We start from the raw sequence: 20,658 nt of genomic DNA on the forward strand, positions 1-20,658 counted from the left end.
GTATTCATCAGCGCGCGTCTTCAGGTTGCACCGAAGCGCGCGTCAAGCAAAGGAACGCCGGGTCTGTCGCAACATGCAACGCGCGACGGGTTTTCGTTCGGTAGGAATTGAAAGAGTCGTGTCTGAAAATGATCTCAGCTGAAGGCCTGAAAGAAATCGATCGTGCGATCGCGAAGTATCCCGCCGATCAGAAACAGTCCGCCGTGATGTCGGCACTGGCTACTGCTCAGGAAGAGCATGGCTGGCTGTCGCCCGAACTCATGCAGTTCGTCGCGGACTATCTCGGCATGCCGGCGGTCGCCGTGCAGGAGGTGGCTACCTTCTACACGATGTATGAGACCTCGCCGGTCGGCAAATACAAGATCACGCTCTGCACGAACCTGCCGTGCCAACTCGGCCCGGACGGCGGCTCAGACAGTGCCGCTGAATATCTGAAGCAGAAGCTCGGCATCGACTTCGGCGAAACCACGGCTGACGGCAAGTTCACCTTGAAAGAAGGTGAGTGCATGGGCTCGTGCGGCGATGCGCCGGTGATGCTGGTGAACAACCATCGCATGTGCAGCTTCATGAGCCGCGCGAAGATCGACCAGCTGCTCGAGGAACTTTCGAAATGACGTCTTTACACGATCGTCACATCAAACCGCTGATTCTCGCCGGCCTGAACGGCGACAACTGGCATCTCGAAGACTATGTGGCGCGCGGCGGTTACGCCCAGCTGCGCCGCATTCTGGAAGAAAAGATTCCGCCCGAGCAGGTGATCGCCGACGTCAAGGCGTCGGGTCTGCGCGGCCGTGGTGGTGCAGGCTTCCCGACCGGTCTGAAGTGGAGCTTCATGCCGCGTCAGTTCCCGGGGCAGAAGTACCTCGTCTGCAATTCGGACGAAGGTGAACCGGGCACATTCAAAGACCGCGACATCCTCCGTTTCAATCCGCACTCGCTGATTGAAGGCATGGCCATCGGCGCGTACGCGATGGGCATCACGGTCGGCTACAACTATATCCACGGCGAAATCTGGGAAGTCTACAAACGCTTCGAAGAAGCGTTGGAAGAAGCCCGCCGCGCCGGATTCCTCGGCGACAACATCATGGGTTCGGGCTTCTCGTTCGAACTGCATGCGCACCACGGTTACGGCGCCTACATTTGCGGCGAAGAAACCGCGCTGCTCGAGTCGCTCGAAGGCAAGAAAGGCCAGCCGCGCTTCAAGCCGCCGTTCCCGGCGAGCTTCGGCGTGTACGGCAAACCGACCACGATCAACAACACCGAGACGTTCGCCGCGGTGCCGTTCCTGCTCGCGATCGGTCCGCAGAATTACCTCGAAATCGGCAAGCCGAACAATGGCGGCACGAAGATTTTCTCGGTTGCAGGCGACGTCGAACGTCCGGGCAACTATGAAATTCCGCTCGGCACGCCGTTCGCCACGCTGATGGAACTGGCCGGTGGCATGCGCGGCGGGAAGAAGATCAAGGCCGTGATTCCAGGCGGCTCGTCGGCACCGGTGATCCCGGGCGAAATGATGATGCAGACCGACATGGACTACGACTCGATCGCCAAGGCTGGCTCGATGCTCGGTTCCGGCGCGGTCATTGTGATGGACGAGACGCGTTGCATGGTCCGTTCGCTGCTGCGTCTGTCGTACTTCTATTACGAAGAGTCGTGCGGTCAGTGCACGCCGTGCCGCGAAGGCACCGGCTGGCTCTATCGCGTCGTGCATCGTATCGAACACGGGCTCGGCCGTCCGGAAGATCTGGATCTGCTGAACTCGGTCGCTGAGAACATCATGGGCCGCACGATTTGCGCGCTCGGCGATGCAGCGGCCATGCCGGTTCGCGGCATGCTTAAGCACTACTGGGACGAATTCGAATACCACGTCGCCCACAAGCATTGCCTCGTCGGCGGTCACGCCGGTGCGGCAGCGGCGTCAGAAACAGTGGCTGCCTAAGTACGCGAAGTAGCGCACCAGAACACGTCATCCGCGGGATTCATCGCCTGAAATGGGCGCTGAACGGGGCGAACGATTGAGCGGTAACAGGTTAAGGAAGATTGACCATCATGGTTGAACTTGAAATAGACGGCAAGAAAGTAGAGGTGCCTGAAGGCAGCATGGTGATCCAGGCTGCGCATAAGGTCGACACGTACATTCCTCACTTCTGCTATCACAAGAAGCTGTCGATTGCGGCCAACTGCCGGATGTGTCTGGTCGATGTCGAAAAGATGCCGAAGGCCGTGCCCGCATGCGCCACGCCGGTGTCGGCAGGCATGATTGTGCGCACCAAGTCGGACAAGGCCGTGAAGGGCCAGCAAGCCGTGATGGAATTCCTGCTGATCAACCACCCGCTGGATTGCCCGATCTGCGATCAGGGTGGCGAGTGTCAGTTGCAGGATCTGGCGGTGGGTTACGGCAAGTCGTCGTCGCGTTATAGCGAAGAAAAGCGCGTCGTGTTCCACAAGAACGTCGGCCCGCTGATCTCGATGGAAGAAATGTCGCGTTGCATTCACTGCACGCGTTGCGTCCGCTTTGGCCAGGAAGTCGCCGGCGTGATGGAACTCGGCATGCTGGGTCGCGGCGAGCATTCGGAAATCACGTCGTTCGTCGGCAAGACGGTCGACTCCGAACTGTCGGGCAACATGATCGATCTGTGCCCGGTGGGCGCGCTGACCAGCAAGCCGTTCCGCTACAGCGCACGCACGTGGGAACTGTCGCGCCGCAAGTCGGTGAGCCCGCACGATTCCGTCGGCGCAAACCTCGTGGTGCAAGTGAAGAACAATCGCGTGATGCGTGTTCTGCCGTTCGAAAACGAATCCATCAACGAATGCTGGATTTCGGACAAGGACCGTTTCTCGTACGAAGGTCTGAACAGCCCGGAACGTCTCACGCAGCCGATGCTCAAGCAAGGCGGCAAGTGGGTCGAGACCGACTGGCAATCCGCACTCGAATACGTAGTCAAGGGTCTGAAGGGCATCAAGGGCGACCACGGCGCGAACGCGCTGGCCGCGCTCGGCAGCGCCCACAGCACCGTCGAAGAATTGTTCCTGTTGAAGCAGCTGGCCCAGGCGGTCGGCACGCCTAACGTCGACTTCCGTCTGCGTCAGTCGGATTTCTCCGCGCCTGTGAACGGTGCGCCGTGGCTCGGTACGGCGATCGCCGACCTCTCGAACCTCGACGCCGCATTGGTGATCGGTTCAGATCTGCGCCGCGATCATCCGCTGTTTGCCGCGCGTCTGCGTCAAGCCGCCAAGAGCGGCACGAAGCTCACGCTCGTGCAAGCCACCAACGACGACGCGCTGATTCCGCAAGCGCAACGCGTGGTTGCCGCGCCGTCGGCATGGCTCGACGCACTGGCTGGTATCGCGGGCGCGGTGTCGGAAGCGAACGGCGTTGCACTGCCGGAAGCCTTCGCCGGCACGCAGCCGACGGACGCCAACAAACAAATCGCGAAGTCGCTCGCCACCGGCGAACAGCGTGTGGTGTTGCTCGGCAACGGCGCAGTCCGTCATCCGGACTTCGCCGCGATCCACGCCGCGGCGCAATGGATCGCAGACGCGACCGGTGCCACGCTGGGTTTCCTCACGGAAGCCGCTAACACGGTCGGTGCGCATCTGGTGAACGCATTGCCGGGCGAGGGCGGTTTGAACGCTCGCGAAGTGTTCGAGCAACCGCGCAAGGGTTATGTGTTGCTGAACGTCGAACCGGAATTCGACACGGCCAATCCGGCGCAGGCTTTGGCCGCGCTGAAGCAGGCTGAAATGGTCGTCGTGATGTCGCCGTTCCAGATGGGCGCCGAATACGCTGACGTCCTGCTGCCGATCGCACCGTTCACGGAAACGGCCGGCACGTTCGTCAACGCCGAAGGTACGGTGCAGACGTTCAACGGCGTCGTGCGCCCGCTCGGCGACACGCGTCCGGCATGGAAGGTCTTGCGCGTCCTGGGTAGCCTGTTGGGCGTGCCGGGTTTCGAATTCGACACCTCGGAAGAAGTGCGCACGGCAGCGCTTGGCGACGGCGAGATCAAGTCGCGCCTGTCGAACAAGACGGGCGCCACGGTTGCACGCGGCAAGGCAGCGAAGGCAGCGGAAGGCAAGTTCGAGCGTATTGCCGACGTGCCGATTTACCACGCAGACTCGCTGGTACGCCGTGCCGAATCGCTGCATCTGACGGCAGCGGCGCGCGCAGCAAATTCGGCCGGTCTGCCGGCTGCGCTGTTCGACAAACTGGGTTTGAAGGAAGGCGACGCAGTGCGCGTGCGCCAGGGCGAGCAATCGGTGCAGTTGCCGGCCGTGCGCGACGCAAATCTTGCGGAGACGGTCGTCCGCGTATCGGCGGCTACGCCTGCCGGTGCAGCGCTGGGCAGCCTGTTCGGTGAACTGGTGGTGGAGAAGGCGTAAATGAGCTTGTTCGATACGATCAACTCGGGCGGCACCCAGCTTCTCGGTGTGGCATGGCCCACGGTGTGGGCACTGGTGCGCATCCTGGTGGTGGCCGTCGTGATCCTGCTGTGCGTGGCTTACCTGATTCTGTGGGAGCGTAAGCTGATCGGCTGGATGCACGTGCGTCTCGGCCCGAACCGCGTGGGCCCGGCAGGTTTGCTGCAGCCGATCGCCGACGTGCTGAAGCTGTTGCTGAAAGAGGTGATTCAGCCGGCTCAGGCGAGCCGCTGGATCTACCTGATCGCGCCGATCATGGTGGTGGTGCCGGCCTTCGCGGTCTGGGCGGTGATTCCGTTCCAGGCGGGCGCGGTTCTCGGCGACATCAACGCAGGTCTGCTTTACGCGATGGCGATTTCGTCGGTCGGCGTGTACGGCGTGATTCTGGCGGGCTGGGCGTCGAACTCGAAATACGCGTTCCTCGGTGCCATGCGCGCGGCCGCTCAAATGGTCTCGTACGAAATTTCGATGGGCTTTGCGCTCGTCGTCGTGCTGATGACGGCGGGCAGTCTGAATCTGTCGGAGATCGTCGGTTCACAGGAACGCGGCATTTTCGCCAGCTACGGCTTGAACTTCCTGTCGTGGAACTGGCTGCCGCTCCTGCCGATGTTCGTCGTGTACTTCATCTCGGGCATCGCCGAAACGAACCGTCACCCGTTCGACGTGGTGGAAGGTGAGTCGGAAATCGTCGCGGGCCACATGATCGATTACTCGGGGATGGCGTTCGCGCTGTTCTTCCTCGCCGAGTACATCAACATGATCGTGATCTCGGCATTGGCTGCAACACTGTTCCTCGGCGGCTGGAGCGCACCGTTCGGCTTCCTGTCGTTTGTTCCGGGCATCGTTTGGCTCGTCGCCAAGGTTTTCTTCCTGCTGTCGGTATTCATCTGGGCGCGTGCCACGTTCCCGCGCTATCGCTACGACCAGATCATGCGTCTGGGCTGGAAAATTTTCATTCCGGTTTGCGTGGTGTGGCTCATCGTGGTCGGCTTCTGGATCATGTCGCCGTTGAATATCTGGAAATAAAGGGCGGATGAACCCATGACCGCAATCCAAAACTTTTTCAAGACCTTCTTCCTGACGGAGCTACTCAAAGGCCTCGCGCTGACCGGACGTTATACGTTCCAGCGCAAGGTGACGGTGCAGTTCCCGGAAGAGAAGACGCCGATTTCGCCGCGTTTCCGCGGCCTGCATGCGCTGCGCCGCTATGAAAACGGCGAAGAACGCTGCATCGCCTGCAAGCTGTGCGAAGCGGTGTGCCCGGCGCTCGCCATCACGATCGAATCGGAAACCCGTGCGGATAACACGCGCCGCACGACGCGCTACGACATCGACCTGACCAAGTGCATCTTCTGCGGTTTCTGCGAAGAGAGCTGCCCGGTCGATTCGATTGTCGAGACGCACATTCTCGAATATCACGGCGAGAAGCGCGGCGACCTGTATTTCACGAAAGACATGTTGCTGGCCGTTGGCGATCGCTACGAAGCGGAGATCGCTGCGAACAAGGCAGCCGACGCGCCGTATCGTTGAAGCATTTCGGTTAAAGCGGTAAATGCGGCAAAAAGCGCGGCAATAAACGCGGCAGTAAATGCAGCAGTAACACGGCCTGTTGTCGGGCCGAGCGCCGCGGCCTGAGTGCCGCGGCACGGCGCACCTGTGCGGATGTTCTGGCGGTTTCGGCCGCTTTATCCGCCCCGTGCCAAAGAACAATGCCTGACGATGGCCTAACGATGAACCGGTAATCATGGAATTCACGACCGTACTGTTCTACATCTTCGCGCTGCTCCTGGTGGTTTCAGGGCTGAAGGTGATCACCTCGCGCAACCCGGTTTCGTCCGCACTGTTTCTGGTGCTGGCGTTCTTCAATGCAGCCGCGATCTGGATGCTGCTGCAGGCCGAGTTCCTCGCGATCCTGCTGGTGCTGGTGTATGTCGGCGCGGTGATGGTGCTGTTCCTGTTCGTCGTGATGATGCTGGACATCAATATCGACGTGCTGCGCAAAGACTTCAAACGCTTCGTGCCAATGGCCACGCTGGTGGGCGCGATCATCGTGATCGAGACCGCGCTGATCCTGTGGCACGGCTACGGCGCGACCGCCACGGCGCTGCGCGACACCACGGCTGCCGCGAACGGCATGGCGGACTGGTCGAATACGCGTCTGATCGGCAAGGTCATCTACACCGACTACATCTTCGCGTTCGAAGTCGCCGGCCTCGTACTGCTGGTGGCGATCATCGCGGCGATTGCGCTGACCACGAGCCACAAGAAAGACAGCAAGCGCCAGAACATCAGCGAGCAGGTCAAGGTGCGTGCTCAGGACCGTGTGCGTATCGTGAAGATGGCATCTGAAAAGACCGCGGCAACTGTCGCGGCAGAAGAAGCCGCCGCAGCGGCAGCCGCAGCGGCCGACTCGGCACCTGCTAAAAACAGCTGAGCGGACAGGAGATAGAAATCATGTTGACCCTTGCTCATTACCTTGTCCTCGGTGCGATCCTGTTTGCGATCAGCGTCGTGGGCATTTTCCTGAACCGTCGCAACGTCATCATCATCCTGATGGCGATCGAACTGATGCTGCTGGCGGTGAACACCAATTTCGTCGCGTTCTCGCATTACCTCGGCGACGTGCATGGTCAGATCTTCGTCTTCTTCGTGCTGACGGTTGCAGCAGCTGAAGCGGCGATCGGCCTCGCAATTCTGGTGACCCTGTTCCGTAGCCTCGACACGATCAATGTCGAGGACCTCGATCAGCTCAAAGGTTAATTTCAGGTAAAGCGGTTATGTCAACGACACTCAATGAAAACCTGCTGCTGGCGATCCCGCTGGCACCGCTGGCCGGCTCCCTGATTGCGGGGCTGTTTGGGAAAGCGGTAGGGCGAGCCGGCGCGCATTCGGTCACGATCCTCGGCGTCGCGATCTCCTTCATCCTCTCGGCCATCGTCTTCTTCCAGGTGATGGACGGCGCGAGCTTCAACGCGACCGTTTATGACTGGATGCAGATCGGCCAGACGAAGTTCGAGATCGGCTTCCTGGTCGATTCGCTGACGGCGATGATGATGTGCGTGGTGACCTTCGTGTCGCTCATGGTGCACATCTACACGATCGGCTACATGGCCGACGACGACGGTTACCAGCGCTTCTTCTCGTACATCTCGCTGTTCACGTTCTCGATGTTGATGCTCGTGATGAGCAACAACTTCCTGCAGCTGTTCTTCGGCTGGGAAGCGGTGGGTCTGGTGTCGTACCTGCTGATCGGCTTCTACTTCACGCGTCCGACGGCGATCTACGCGAACATGAAGGCGTTCATCGTGAACCGCATCGGCGACTTCGGTTTCCTGCTCGGTATCGGCCTGCTGTTCGCGTTCGCTGGCTCGATGAACTACGGCGATGTTTTCGCGAAGCGCACCGAACTTGCAGCATTGAGCTTCCCGGGTACGGACTGGGGCCTGCTGACGGTTGCCTGCATTTGCCTCTTCATCGGCGCAATGGGTAAGTCGGCGCAGTTCCCGCTGCACGTCTGGCTGCCGGATTCGATGGAAGGCCCGACGCCGATCTCCGCACTGATTCACGCGGCAACCATGGTGACGGCCGGTATCTTCATGGTGACGCGCATGTCGCCGCTGTTCGAACTGTCGGATACGGCGCTGTCGTTCGTGATGGTGATCGGTGCGATCACGGCGCTGTTCATGGGCTTCCTCGGGATCGTCCAGAACGACATCAAGCGCGTGGTGGCTTACTCGACGCTGTCGCAGCTCGGTTACATGACGGTCGCACTCGGCGCATCGGCCTACTCGGTCGCCGTGTTCCACCTGATGACGCACGCGTTCTTCAAGGCACTGCTGTTCCTCGGCGCGGGTTCCGTGATCATCGGCATGCACCACGATCAGGACATCCGCAACATGGGCGGCCTGCGCAAGTACATGCCGATCACGTGGATCACGTCGCTGGTCGGTTCGCTCGCGCTGATCGGCACACCGTTCTTCTCCGGTTTCTACTCGAAAGACTCGATCATCGATGCAGTGAAGCTGTCGCATCTGCCGGGTTCGGGTTTCGCGTACTTCGCGGTGGTGGCGAGCGTGTTTGTCACCGCGCTGTACTCGTTCCGTATGTACTTCCTGGTGTTCCACGGCAAGGAGCGCTTCCGCGATCCGAAGCATCCGGAATCGCCGATGGGCATCGAAGCAGCCGCGCACGCGCATGACAGTCACGGCCACGACGCACACGGCCACGGTCATGGTCACGACGACCACGCGCATGAGCCGCATGAAACGCCGTGGGTGGTGTGGGTGCCGCTGGTGCTGCTGGCGATTCCGTCGATCGTGATCGGTGCGATCGGTGTCGGTCCGATGCTGTTCGGCGACTTCTTCCAGCACGGCGTGGCGTTCGACAAGGTCATCTTCATCGGCGAAAACCATCCGGCGCTGCACGAGATGGCGGAAGAATTCCAGGGCTGGGCGTCGATGGGCCTGCACTCGGTCTCGGGTCTGCCGGTGTGGCTGGCGCTCGCGGGTGTGGTGACCGCGTGGTTCCTGTACCTGGTTCGTCCTGATCTGCCGGCTGTCATCAAGCGCGCGTTCGGTCCGATCTACACGCTGCTCGACAACAAGTACTACATGGACAAGATCAACGAAGTCGTGTTCGCGCGGGGCGCTGTGGCAATTGGCCGTGGTCTCTGGAAGGAAGGCGACGTCGTGGTGATCGACGGTATCGTCAACGGCAGCGCACGCTTTATCGGCTGGTTTGCCGGCGTGATCCGCTTCCTCCAATCCGGTTACATCTACCACTACGCGTTTGCCATGATTATCGGCATGTTGGGGCTCCTGACCCTGTTTGTAACGCTCGGCGGCAAATAAGGCGAGGGACACTAATGCACGCTTATCCGATTCTCAGTATCGCGATCTGGTTACCGATCCTCGTAGGTCTCCTGGTCCTGGCTATCGGTTCCGACCGGAACCCGGCTCCGGCGCGCTGGATTGCGCTGATCGGCTCGGTCGTCAGCTTTATTGTGACGATCCCGCTGATTACGGGTTTTGATTCGAGCACCGCCGATCTGCAGTTCGTCGAAAAGGCGAACTGGATCGAGCGCTTCAATATCACGTACCACCTGGGTGTCGACGGCATCTCCATGTGGTTTGTCGTGTTGACCGCATTGATTACGGTGATCGTTGTGATCGCCGCGTGGGAAGTCATCACGAAGAACGTGGCGCAGTACCTTGCTGCATTCCTGATCCTCTCCGGCATCATGGTCGGCGTGTTCAGCTCGGCTGACGGCATGCTGTTCTACGTGTTCTTCGAAGCGACGCTGATTCCGATGTACATCATCATCGGCGTGTGGGGTGGGGCGAACCGCGTGTATGCGGCGTTCAAGTTCTTCCTGTACACGCTGATGGGCTCGCTGTTGATGCTGGTCGCGTTGCTGTACCTGTACATCCAGACCGGCACGTTCGATCTGGCTACGTGGCAGAACGCGCAGATCGGCATGACCCCGCAGATATTGCTGTTTATCGCGTTCTTCATGGCCTTCGCCGTGAAGGTGCCGATGTGGCCGGTTCACACGTGGTTGCCTGACGCCCACGTGGAAGCGCCGACCGGCGGCTCGGTCGTGCTGGCCGCGATCATGCTGAAGCTGGGCGCGTACGGTTTCGTGCGCTTCTCGCTGCCGATCGCACCGGACGCCAGCCACTTCCTCGCGCCGGTGGTCATTACGCTGTCGCTGATCGCGGTGATCTACATCGGTCTGGTCGCGATGGTGCAGACCGACATGAAGAAGCTGGTCGCGTATTCGTCGATCGCGCACATGGGTTTCGTGACACTCGGCTTCTTCATCTTCAATCAGCTCGGCGTGGAAGGCGCGATCGTACAGATGATCTCGCACGGCTTCGTCTCGGGCGCGATGTTTCTGAGCATCGGCGTGCTGTACGACCGTATGCACTCGCGTCAGATCGCCGATTACGGCGGCGTCGTCAACGTGATGCCGAAGTTCGCGGCGTTCGTGATGCTGTTCTCCATGGCCAATTGCGGCTTGCCGGGTACTTCCGGTTTCGTCGGCGAGTTCATGGTGATTCTGGCTGCTGTCCAGTACAACTTCTGGATCGCAGGCGGTGCGGCTGTCACGCTGATTCTCGGCGCGGCCTACACGCTGTGGATGTACAAGCGGGTGTACTTCGGCGCGATCGCCAACGATCACGTGAAGGGCCTCCTCGACATCAACCGTCGCGAATTTTTCATGCTGGCAGTGCTCGCCGCACTGACGCTGTTCATGGGCCTGTATCCGAAGCCCTTTACCGATGTGATGCACGTATCCGTGGAAAACCTCCTCTCCCACGTCGCGCAGTCCAAACTGCCGTTGCCACAGTAATGCAGAGCGGAGGAATTTAAAGATCATGCAAAACGCCCCTATGACTGCCCTGTTGCCCGACGCACTGGTGATGCTCGCCGTTGTGGTCGCGTGGCTCAACGACACGTTCGTCGGCCAGGCCGGTCGCCGCACCACGTATTTCATCGCGTTCTTCTCGACGCTGATTGCCGGCATCTGGTTCGCGGTGAATGCGTTCGACCCGCAGGTTCACTACTTCTTCGGTCACATGTATGTGGTGGATTCGTTCGCCAGCGTGATGAAGGCGGTGGTGACGCTCGGTTACGCCGTGTCGATCGTTTACTCGCGCCGGTACCTCGAGGATCGCGGACTGTTCCGCGGTGAGTTCTTCCTGTTGGGCATGTTCTCGTTGCTCGGTCAGCTCGTGATGATCTCCGGCAACAACTTCCTGACGCTGTACCTCGGTCTGGAACTGATGTCGCTGTCGCTGTACGGTGCGATCGCTCTGCGTCGTGATGCGGCGCCGTCGAACGAAGCCGCCATGAAGTACTACGTGCTCGGCGCGCTGGCTTCCGGCTTCCTGCTGTACGGCATTTCCATGCTGTACGGTGCAACCGGTTCGCTCGACCTGAACGAAGTGTTCAAGGCGATCGGCACGAGCCACTACGATCCGAGCGTGCTGCTGTTCGGCGTGATCTTTATCGTGGCAGGCGTGGCGTTCAAGATGGGGGCGGTGCCGTTCCACATGTGGGTGCCTGACGTGTATCAGGGCGCTCCTACGGCCATGACGCTGATGGTCGGCGGCGGTCCGAAGGTGGCGGCATTCGCGTGGGGCCTGCGTTTCCTCGTGATGGGTCTGCTGCCGCTGGCGGTCGAATGGCAGGAAATGCTGGTGATCCTGGCGGCGCTGTCGCTGATCGTCGGCAACATCACCGGTATCGTGCAACGCAACGTCAAGCGGATGCTCGCGTATTCGGCGATCTCGAACATGGGCTTCGTGCTGCTGGGCCTGCTGGCCGGCGTGGTCGACCACAAGACCACGGGCGCCGCCAATGCGTACGGCTCGGCGATGTACTACAGCATCGTCTACCTGATCACGACGATGGGCACCTTCGGCATCATCATGCTGCTGGCACGCCGCGATTTCGAAGCGGACACGCTCGAAGACTTCAAGGGCCTGAATCAACGCAGCCCGGTATTCGCGTTCGTCATGATGGTGATGATGTTCTCGCTCGCCGGCATCCCGCCCGCGGTCGGCTTCTACGCCAAGCTCGCGGTGCTGCAGGCAACCATGAATGCCGGCTTGACCTGGCTGACCGTGCTGGCTGTGATCACCTCGCTGTTCGGTGCGTTCTACTACCTGCGTATCGTCAAGCTGATGTATTTCGACGAACCGCAAGACAAGTCGCCGATTCTCGCCGACACGAGCACGCGTGCTCTGCTGGCGCTCAACGGTGTTGCTGTGCTGGTGCTCGGTATCGTGCCGGATCCGCTGTTGAAGGCCTGCCTGCAGGCTATCCAGCACACGCTGCTGCTCTGATGTCGGCTGCGGGTTGGTTTATCGTGTTGTTGGCGCTGGTCGGCGCCAACCTGCCGTTCCTGAATCAGCGCCTCTTCGCCGCCGTGCCGTTGAAAGCGGTGAAGAAGAGCGCCTGGATCCGGATTGCCGAGTTGATCGTGCTGTACTTCGTGGTCGGCGCGTTCGGTTTCCTGCTGGAAGCGCGCGCGGGTAACCGCTTCGAACAGGGATGGCAGTTCTACGCGATTACGTTCGCGCTGTTCGTCGTATTCGCATTCCCCGGCTTTACCTTCCAGTATCTCGTCAAACGTCGCTGACGGCGTCTCGCCGTCGCGCACCACGCTGTCCTGAGGTCGCATATGGCTGAACTTCCCGATCATGACGCCACGCTCACCGAGACCTGTCTCGAGAGCAAAACGATCCATCAAGGACCATTCCTGACGCTCAAGTGCGATACGGTCCGCTTGCCCGACGGTAAGCAGGCCACGCGCGAGTACGTTCAGCATCCGGGCGCCGTGATGGTGATTCCGCTATTCGACGACGGCCGCGTGTTGCTGGAAAGCCAGTACCGCTATCCGATGGGCAAGGTTATGGTCGAGTATCCTGCGGGCAAGCTCGATCCGAACGAAGGCGCGCTGGCCTGCGCGAAACGCGAGCTGCAGGAAGAGACCGGCTATACGGCGCGCGAGTATGTTTATCTGACGCGCATTCATCCGATCATTTCCTACTCGACCGAATTCATCGATATTTACCTTGCGCGTGGGTTGACTGCCGGCGAGCGCAAACTCGACGACGGCGAATTCCTCGAACTGTTCACGGCCAGCGTTACCGATATGCTGGAATGGGTACGCACGGGCAAGGTGACGGACGTGAAAACCATCATTGGCACGTTCTGGCTGGAAAAGGTTTTGGCGGGTACCTGGCCAATGGCCGAGCCGCAATAACGCGCACGGTTCTGAACGCAGGAACGCTGAACGGGCGCGATTCACTCGCCGGTTAGAAAATCTGCAAAAAAGCCCCTGCTGGTCTACGACCGGCAGGGGCTTTGTCATTGCGCGCGTGAAATCGACTCAATGCGTAACTCTCCGTGTCTGAAAAACGAGCTCCAGTCCTATGCCATTTGACAGTCTCGCCCAGCGGCCGTTGTCACTCTAGTATCGACATCTGGCAACGAGGTTTGTTATCGCACTTATTTTGGATAACGAAGGGTGTGGGATGTATTCGGTTATGGCCGCACGCGCATGGTTGTCACTTGACAACCATGCGCGTGCGGACTAAATTGGAGGGTATAGATGGTTCGTGGAGTCCATTCAAAGAAAGAGGTCGAGGCCGCGCTGGCTTACGCGGAAAGAAGCGGCTGGCGTGTACAAGGTGGCGGCAAAGGCCACGCATGGGGAAAGATTTACTGTCCGTACAACGACGCGGAATGCCGTTGCGGCGAGTTCTGCATATCGAGTGTGTGGAGTACGCCAAAGAATCCCGGCAATCACGCAAAGCACCTCAGACGCATTGTCGACAACTGCACGACCCGTCGGCAGTAAAAGTGTTCGAAGGGCAAAAGCCCGTAGTTGAATGAAGGCAGGAGTAGCTTATGGAATATGTATTCACCTTGAAGTACCGGCTCGCGGCTGAAGATTGCGATCTTGACGAGATCGTCGAGCGGCTGGGCGAAGCCGGATGCGACGACGCTACGATCGGCGTTGGGCAACCGGGTCGCCTGGCGCTGGTTTTTGCTCGCGAAGGCGCGTCGGCGTTGGAAGCGCTCGTCAGCGCACTCAAAGATATCAAGCAGGCAGTGCCGTCTGCGCGTCTTGTCGAGGCGGGGCCGGATTTCGTCGGCCTGACGGATGTCGCTGAAGTCGCAGGCGTGTCGCGGCAAAACATGCGTAAGTTAATGCTGAGCCATGCAATCGACTTTCCGCCGCCGGTTCACGAGGGCAGTGCGTCGGTGTGGCATCTGTCGGACATCCTGGGCTGGCTGACCGCGCGTGGCGGGTATGACATCAAGGCAGACGTATTCGATGTTGCGAAATCGGCCAAACAGATCAACCTTGCCAAAGAGGCGCGCGAACTCGAGCCGCAGCTTAACCGCCGGCTCGAATCCCTGGTGGCTTAAAAGGTGCGCAGCGGCCAGTGGCGCGCACCCATGAACTCCACCATGAACTCCATACAACCAGCGTGCCTTTTATTGGCGGGTTCGGCGCGCCGCTCACCGATTGAGCGACCTTCGGCAGCCCACTGCGCAAAGCGTTAAAATCGCGCACCGCGTTCGATTTGTCAGCGACGCCTGGCGTCAACGCACCGTCCGTAAAAATTTACGAACGACCGTTCACAAATTTCCATTTTGCGCTAAACTGGCACGCAAGCCCTGATTCCACATGAAGGTCCTCGATTTACAGTGTCCGCATGGCCATCGGTTCGAAGGCTGGTTTGCTTCGGCTGATGACTTCGAGTCGCAGCAGTCCCGCAAGCTCGTCGAATGTCCGATCTGCGGTGCGAACGAAGTGAGCCGTCTGCCGTCGGCGCCCCGACTGAATCTGTCGGGAGCAACCGAAGCGAAAGTCCCTGCGGATACGGGAGAAATGCAGGCGCGCGTCATGCGTGCCTTGCGCGAGGTACTGGAAAAGACTGAGAACGTGGGCGACCGCTTCGCCGAGGAAGCACGGCGCATTCACTACAACGAAGCGCCTGCACGCAATATTCGCGGTGTCACGACACCGGAAGACGCGAAAGCTTTGGTCGAAGAAGGCATCGAAGTGATGCCGCTGCCGGTCCCGGCTGCCTTGAAGGAACCGCTGCAATAGCGCAGTGGCTCACTGGCGGCGGGCGGTTGCGGCCAGGAGACACGACGCATGAATCTGGACTATTCCCCTGCTGACGACGCGTTCCGCGCCGACATCCGCGCCTGGCTCGAAGCGAATCTGCCTCGCGAGCTGAGCGACAAAGTACTCAACCACAAGCGTCTGAACCGCGAAGACTTCGCGGGTTGGCACAAGCTGCTCGGCACGCGCGGCTGGTCTGTCATCGCATGGCCGAAAGAATACGGCGGCCCGGGCTGGGACGCGACCCAACGGCATATCTGGGACGAAGAGTGCGCGCGTATCGGTGCGCCGTCCGTGCTGCCGTTCGGCGTCTCGATGGTGGCACCGGTGCTGATGAAGTACGGCAATGAGGCGCAGAAACGCCACTATCTGCCGCGCATTCTCGACGGCACGGACTGGTGGTGTCAGGGCTATTCCGAACCAGGCTCCGGTTCCGATCTGGCCTCGCTGCGCACGCGTGCCGAGCGCGTTGGCGATCACTACGTGGTTAACGGTCAGAAAACCTGGACCACGCTCGGCCAGTACGCCGACATGATGTTCTGCCTCGTGCGCACCGATAGCGGCGCGAAAAAGCAGGAGGGCATCTCGTTCCTGCTGATCGACATGAAAACGCCCGGTATTACCGTGCGCCCGATCATCACGCTGGACGAAGACCACGAAGTCAACGAAGTCTTTTTCGAAGACGTGAAAGTGCCGGTCGATAACCTGGTCGGCGAAGAGAATCGTGGCTGGACCTATGCGAAGTACCTGCTCGGGCACGAGCGCACCGGTATTGCGCGCGTCGGGCAATCGAAGCGCGAACTCGTTTTCCTGAAGCGCCTCGCGCTGGATCAGAAGAAGAACGGTAAGCCGTTGCTGCAAGATCCTGTGTTCGCCGCGAAAGTCGCGAGTCTCGAGATCGAACTGATTGCGCTCGAAGTCACCGTGCAACGCGTGGTCGCCAATGAAACGGGCGGACGTGGGCCGGGTCCAGAAGCCTCGATGCTCAAGATCAAGGGCACGGAAGTGCAGCAGGCGTTGACCGAACTGATGTTCGAAGCGGTCGGGCCACTCGCCGCACCGTTTGACGTGCCCTTCCTCGAGGGCGACCGCGAGCATAGTCTCGCCGGTGACGATGACGCCGCGCCGCTGGCCGCGTACTACTTCAACTTCCGCAAGACGTCGATTTACGGCGGCTCGAACGAAATTCAAAAGAACATCATCGCGCAGATGATTCTCGGACTCTGAGGAGCGGCGCATGGACTTCACTTTCAACGACGAACAACAGCAATTTGCTGACGCGCTGCGCCGCTACCTTGATAAGAGCTACGGGTTCGAAGCGCGCCAGGCGATCGTGCAATCGGAAGCCGGTGTGTCGGACGCGCACTGGACAGCTTTTACCGAGCTGGGCTTGACCGCATTGCCGGTACCGGAAGCACAGGGTGGCTTCAACGGCAGCCCGATCGACATGCTGGTGGTCATGCAGGAGCTCGGGCGTGCTCTGGTGGTCGAGCCGTATTGGGCGACCGCGGTGGGCATCGAGGCGCTGCGGCTGGCTGGCGCCGGGCAGGGCGAAGACGCGTCGCTGCTCGAACGTGCGGCTCAGGGCGAGATCAAGCTGGCAGTGGCATTTCACGAGCCACACGCTCGCTACGATCTGTTCGAGGTCGACACGGTTGCGAACAGCCAGGGCAATCAGCAGACGTTGACCGGCACGAAATCGGTTGTGTTGCACGGTGCGCAAGCGGACTACTGGATTGTGCCGGCTCGGCTGAATGGCGAGATCGCGCTCTTTGTCGTTGCCGGCGACGCGGCCGGTGTCAAAGTCACTGACTACCGCACAATCGACGGCCAGCGCGCCGCGACACTCGAGTTCGATGGCACGCCTGCACGCCAGCTCACCGGCAAACATGCAGGTGCTGCTGCGCTCGAACACATCGCAGACTACGGCACCGTATTGCTGTGCGCGGAAGCGATTGGCGCGCTCGACGCATTGAACCATGCAACGGGCGAGTACACCAGGACGCGCCAGCAGTTCGGCCAGCCGATCGCGCGTTTCCAGGCGCTCCAGCATCGCATGGTCGAGATGTTGATTCACGCCGAGCAGGCGCGCTCGATTACTTATCTGGCGGCCGTGCGTTACGCCAGCGCAGACGCCGACGAACGTCGCCGTGCCGTCTCCGCAGCGAAGGCGCGGGTCGGCCAGGCCGCCCGTTTTGTCGGTCAGCAGGCGGTGCAGTTGCACGGCGGCATGGGCGTCACGAACGAGGTTGCCGCGGCGCATCTGTTCAAACGTCTTGCTATTATCGAAACCACATTGGGCGATGTCGATCACCATCTCGCGCGTTTCGCCGCGCTGCCCGGTTTTGTCTCGACCGAAGCCTGATCAGCAGGTCGAATCGGATAAGAAAGAGGTGTGCGATGGGTCTGAGTTACGAGGACATGGTAGTCGGCACGACTACGGAAATCGGCAAGCATACTTTCACGCGTGAAGAGATCGTCGAGTTCGCGGAGAAGTTCGATCCGCAGCCGTTTCACCTGGACGAGGCTGCGGCCGCTGCATCGCCGTTTCGCGGACTGGTTGCAAGCGGCTGGCATACCTGTTCGGTCATGATGGGCATGCTCGTGCGCAACGCAATCGCGGGTTCCACGTCGATGGGTTCACCCGGTATCGACGAGATCCGCTGGCTGAAGCCGGTGCGTGTAGGCGACACGATCACGATGATGAACGCGGTGCTCGACAAACGTGTTTCGGAAAGCAAGCCGGATCGCGGCATCGTTTCGACGCAGTGGGAAGGCATCAACCAGCACGGCGAAACCGTGATTACGGTGCGTTCGAAGGGGTTGTTCGGACTGCGCAATCCGGGCGCCGCGTCATGACGGGCGGCAGCGCGGTAGCCGCAGCAACGTTTGGAGACGCAGCGGCGTTGCGTGCGTTGATTGGCGCTGAACCGCTCGTTAGCGACTGGCTGACGGTCGATCAGGCAAGCGTCGATCGTTTCGCTGAGGCCACCGGCGATCATCAGTGGATTCACGTCGACCCCGAGCGGGCGCGGCGTGAGTCACCGTTTGGTGGTCCGGTCGCGCATGGGTTCATGACGCTATCGTTGATTCCGGCGTTGCTCGGCAAGACAGTGGCGCTTAAGCAGCGTATGGGCGTCAACTACGGATTGAATCGTGTGCGGTTCACGTCGCCCGTGCTGGTCGGTTCGCAGTTGCGCGCCCGGTTTGCAGTGGAATCCGTCACTGACGTCGACAACGCCGGTGTTCAGGTTGAGTGGAACGTGACGCTGGAGCGGCAGGGCAGTGAGCGGCCGGTCTGCGTCGCGGAGTTCATCACGCGGCACTATTTCTAACCGTTCATGACCGGCCGGTTGGCAAAAAAGCGCGAGTGGCAGTGATGCCGTCTCGCGCTTTTTTATTTTGATGCATCAACGGTTGGCAATGCCGTAATCACTGTCAATGTGAACGAGCGCCGATGCCATGGATCGTCGGTACAGCGGCTACCGCTTCGCGTACTGTGTCGCACCGAACAGCATCTCCTTAGCCTTGTCGTCCATGAGCGGCTTGCGGGCCGACGCCAGCACCTCAACACCGCGTATCACCGCCGGACGCGCGGCAATTTCTTCGTGCCACCGCTTCACATGCGGGAACGTATCCAGCTCGATGCCCTGGTTTTGCCACGAGCGCGTCCACGGAAATGCGGCGATGTCAGCGATCGTGTAGTCGTTGCCAGCCAGATATTGTGTCTTGCCCAGCTGTGTATCCATCACGCCATAGAGACGCCGCGTTTCGTTCGTGTAGCGATTGATTGCGTATTCGATCGGCTCGGGCGCGTAGATGCGGAAATGATGCGTTTGCCCGAGCATCGGACCGATGCCGCCCATCTGGAACATCAGCCACTGCAAGGTGGCATAGCGCGCGGCCGGATCAGTCGGCAGAAATTTGCCGGTTTTCTCCGCCAGATAAATCAGAATCGCGCCCGATTCGAATAGCGCGAACGGCTTGCCGTCGGCGTCTTCAGGACCTTCGGAATCGGTGATCGCCGGAATCTTGTTGTTCGGGCTAATCGCAAGAAACTCGGGTTTGAACTGGTCGCCCGCGCCGATATCGACGCCGTGCGCAGTGTACGCGAGGCCCGTTTCCTCGAGCATGATGTGAACCTTGTGGCCGTTTGGGGTTGCCCAGCTATAGACGTCGATCATCCTGGCTCCTTCGTTTCGTGAAAGCGGCGCCACAAAGGGCGCCGCTGTTGACGAAAATTAGAGCATAGATCGGCCAATGCTGCTGGCCGTGAACCCGCGCGCCGTCGGCTGCCGTCCCGACCCCGACCCAGACCTCAAACCCGCGTAATCGGCGTTTCCACTTGAGCCGCAGCACCTGCATCCATATAACGCGCCAGTTCGAGCTTTGCGATCGCGTTGCGGTGCACTTCGTCGGGGCCATCGGCGAAGCGCAATGTCCGCGCGTTGGCGTATGCATACGCCAACGGGAAATCGTCGCTGACGCCGCCGCCGCCGTGCGCCTGGATCGCCCAGTCGATCACCTGGCATGCCATATTCGGCGCGACCACCTTGATCATGGCGATCTCGCCACGCGCACCCTTGTTGCCGACCGTGTCCATCATGTAGGCGGTCTTCAGCGTCAGGAGGCGAGCCTGTTCGATCATGCAGCGCGCTTCGGCCATGCGCTCCTGCGTGACGCCCTGTGCGGAAACCGGCTTGCCAAAAGCGACACGTTGCATGGAACGTTTGGCCATGAGTTCGAGCGCGCGCTCGGCGAGACCGATCAGGCGCATGCAGTGGTGGATGCGTCCCGGTCCGAGGCGCCCCTGGGCGATTTCGAAGCCACGCCCTTCGCCTAGCAGCATGTTGGTCGCCGGCACGCGTACGTTTTCAAGCGTGATTTCCATGTGGCCGTGCGGCGCGTCGTCGTAGCCGAATACGGTGAGCGGGCGGTGCACGGTGATGCCTGTGGCATCGGCAGGAACCAGAATCATCGACTGCTGTGCATGACGTGGCGCCTCGGGATCGGTCTTGCCCATCACGATGTAGACCTTGCAGCGCGGGTCCCCCGCACCGGACGACCACCACTTGTGGCCGTTGATCACGTAGGTGTCGCCGTCGCGCACAATGCTCGTCTGGATATTGGTCGCGTCCGACGATGCTACCTCCGGTTCGGTCATCAGGAACGCCGAGCGGATCTGCCCTTGCAGTAGCGGTTCGAGCCATTCGCGCTTGTTGTCGTCGCTGCCGTAGCGCTCGATCGTTTCCATGTTGCCGGTGTCGGGCGCATTGCAATTGAACACTTCCGGCGCCCAGGGCACGCGGCCCATGATCTCGCAGAGCGGTGCGTATTCAAGATTTGTCAGGCCGGCGCCACGTACCGATTCAGGCAAAAACAGGTTCCACAAACCGGCGTCGCGTGCTTTCTGTTTCAGTTGTTCGATCAGTTCGGTCGGCAGCCATGCGTTGCCGTTCTGACGATTGCGGGCGATCTCGGCATAGAACGCCTGCTCGTTCGGATAGATGTGTTCGTCGAAGAAGGCGAGCAGTTTTTCGCGCAGCGCCTGCACCTTCGGGGTGTAATCGAAATTCATGTAT

The 20,658-nt window shown here is 60.4% G+C and carries 21 protein-coding genes; 19 read left to right on the forward strand and 2 right to left on the reverse strand.

The annotated features are described in order from the left end of the window. The first annotated feature begins 128 nt into the window (after positions 1–128). From nuoE to R8871_RS25145, 19 genes are all read left to right on the forward strand, one after another. Positions 129–614 (forward strand): NADH-quinone oxidoreductase subunit NuoE, encoded by a 486-nt coding sequence (gene nuoE / locus R8871_RS25060; protein WP_054034960.1) that lies wholly within the window; start codon positions 129–131, stop codon positions 612–614. Further along, a complete protein-coding gene (gene nuoF, locus R8871_RS25065) occupies positions 611–1,939 on the forward strand; it encodes an NADH-quinone oxidoreductase subunit NuoF (RefSeq protein ID WP_175052862.1) in 1,329 nt (442 codons plus the stop codon). Before nuoE ends, nuoF begins: the two co-directional genes overlap by 4 nt. Before the next feature lie 110 nt (positions 1,940–2,049). Then, entirely contained in the window at positions 2,050–4,383 is a 2,334-nt protein-coding gene (gene nuoG, locus R8871_RS25070; RefSeq protein ID WP_175052863.1) for an NADH-quinone oxidoreductase subunit NuoG, read from the forward strand. Beyond that, on the forward strand, positions 4,384–5,448 hold the full coding sequence (gene nuoH / locus R8871_RS25075) for an NADH-quinone oxidoreductase subunit NuoH (RefSeq protein WP_175052864.1): 1,065 nt from the start codon (positions 4,384–4,386) through the stop codon (positions 5,446–5,448). Positions 5,449–5,463: 15 nt separating this feature from the next. Next, positions 5,464–5,952 carry an NADH-quinone oxidoreductase subunit NuoI gene (gene nuoI / locus R8871_RS25080; protein ID WP_012432383.1) on the forward strand — a complete coding sequence of 163 codons (489 nt, stop codon included), beginning with the start codon at positions 5,464–5,466 and terminating at the stop codon, positions 5,950–5,952. Between the two features lie 214 nt (positions 5,953–6,166). After that, a complete protein-coding gene (locus R8871_RS25085) occupies positions 6,167–6,856 on the forward strand; it encodes an NADH-quinone oxidoreductase subunit J (protein WP_175052865.1) in 690 nt (229 codons plus the stop codon). Positions 6,857–6,876: 20 nt separating this feature from the next. Next, positions 6,877–7,182 (forward strand): NADH-quinone oxidoreductase subunit NuoK, encoded by a 306-nt coding sequence (nuoK, locus tag R8871_RS25090; RefSeq protein ID WP_013339863.1) that lies wholly within the window; start codon positions 6,877–6,879, stop codon positions 7,180–7,182. 17 nt (positions 7,183–7,199) lie between these two features. Continuing rightward, a complete protein-coding gene (gene nuoL / locus R8871_RS25095) occupies positions 7,200–9,272 on the forward strand; it encodes an NADH-quinone oxidoreductase subunit L (RefSeq protein WP_175052866.1) in 2,073 nt (690 codons plus the stop codon). A 14-nt stretch (positions 9,273–9,286) separates the two neighbouring features. Then, positions 9,287–10,777, forward strand: coding sequence for an NADH-quinone oxidoreductase subunit M (locus tag R8871_RS25100; RefSeq protein ID WP_175052867.1), 1,491 nt, complete (start codon positions 9,287–9,289; stop codon positions 10,775–10,777). A gap of 25 nt (positions 10,778–10,802) precedes the next feature. Then, positions 10,803–12,275 (forward strand): NADH-quinone oxidoreductase subunit NuoN, encoded by a 1,473-nt coding sequence (gene nuoN / locus R8871_RS25105; protein WP_093639649.1) that lies wholly within the window; start codon positions 10,803–10,805, stop codon positions 12,273–12,275. Further along, positions 12,275–12,571 (forward strand): DUF2818 family protein, encoded by a 297-nt coding sequence (locus R8871_RS25110; RefSeq protein WP_175052868.1) that lies wholly within the window; start codon positions 12,275–12,277, stop codon positions 12,569–12,571. Before nuoN ends, R8871_RS25110 begins: the two co-directional genes overlap by 1 nt. Before the next feature lie 42 nt (positions 12,572–12,613). Beyond that, complete coding sequence (locus tag R8871_RS25115) at positions 12,614–13,198, forward strand: NUDIX domain-containing protein (RefSeq protein WP_175052869.1); 585 nt, start codon at positions 12,614–12,616, stop codon at positions 13,196–13,198. Between the two features lie 348 nt (positions 13,199–13,546). Beyond that, the gene (locus tag R8871_RS38520) at positions 13,547–13,795 is read left to right on the forward strand and encodes a hypothetical protein (RefSeq protein WP_246287694.1); all 249 of its coding nucleotides are present in this window, start codon (positions 13,547–13,549) and stop codon (positions 13,793–13,795) included. Between the two features lie 50 nt (positions 13,796–13,845). After that, the gene (locus tag R8871_RS25120) at positions 13,846–14,370 is read left to right on the forward strand and encodes a helix-turn-helix transcriptional regulator (RefSeq protein ID WP_175052870.1); all 525 of its coding nucleotides are present in this window, start codon (positions 13,846–13,848) and stop codon (positions 14,368–14,370) included. Positions 14,371–14,632: 262 nt separating this feature from the next. After that, positions 14,633–15,058, forward strand: coding sequence for a DUF1178 family protein (locus tag R8871_RS25125; RefSeq protein WP_093639658.1), 426 nt, complete (start codon positions 14,633–14,635; stop codon positions 15,056–15,058). 48 nt (positions 15,059–15,106) lie between these two features. After that, positions 15,107–16,303, forward strand: coding sequence for an acyl-CoA dehydrogenase family protein (locus R8871_RS25130; RefSeq protein ID WP_175052871.1), 1,197 nt, complete (start codon positions 15,107–15,109; stop codon positions 16,301–16,303). Positions 16,304–16,313: 10 nt separating this feature from the next. Continuing rightward, entirely contained in the window at positions 16,314–17,441 is a 1,128-nt protein-coding gene (locus R8871_RS25135) for an acyl-CoA dehydrogenase family protein (RefSeq protein ID WP_175052872.1), read from the forward strand. Positions 17,442–17,476: 35 nt separating this feature from the next. After that, on the forward strand, positions 17,477–17,935 hold the full coding sequence (locus R8871_RS25140) for a MaoC family dehydratase (RefSeq protein ID WP_154567188.1): 459 nt from the start codon (positions 17,477–17,479) through the stop codon (positions 17,933–17,935). Continuing rightward, entirely contained in the window at positions 17,932–18,411 is a 480-nt protein-coding gene (locus R8871_RS25145) for a MaoC family dehydratase (protein WP_175052873.1), read from the forward strand. The genes R8871_RS25140 and R8871_RS25145 overlap by 4 nt, the downstream gene beginning before the upstream one ends. A 147-nt stretch (positions 18,412–18,558) precedes the next feature. Here R8871_RS25145 and R8871_RS25150 read toward each other — a convergent pair whose 3' ends face one another. Together R8871_RS25150 and R8871_RS25155 are read right to left on the reverse strand one after the other, a co-directional pair. After that, positions 18,559–19,260 carry a glutathione binding-like protein gene (locus tag R8871_RS25150; RefSeq protein ID WP_175052874.1) on the reverse strand — a complete coding sequence of 234 codons (702 nt, stop codon included), beginning with the start codon at positions 19,258–19,260 and terminating at the stop codon, positions 18,559–18,561. Between the two features lie 134 nt (positions 19,261–19,394). Next, entirely contained in the window at positions 19,395–20,654 is a 1,260-nt protein-coding gene (locus R8871_RS25155; RefSeq protein ID WP_175052875.1) for an acyl-CoA dehydrogenase family protein, read from the reverse strand. Positions 20,655–20,658 lie beyond the last annotated feature (4 nt).

The organism is Paraburkholderia sediminicola (assembly GCF_902859805.1).
In the GTDB taxonomy this organism is placed as follows: domain Bacteria; phylum Pseudomonadota; class Gammaproteobacteria; order Burkholderiales; family Burkholderiaceae; genus Paraburkholderia; species Paraburkholderia sediminicola.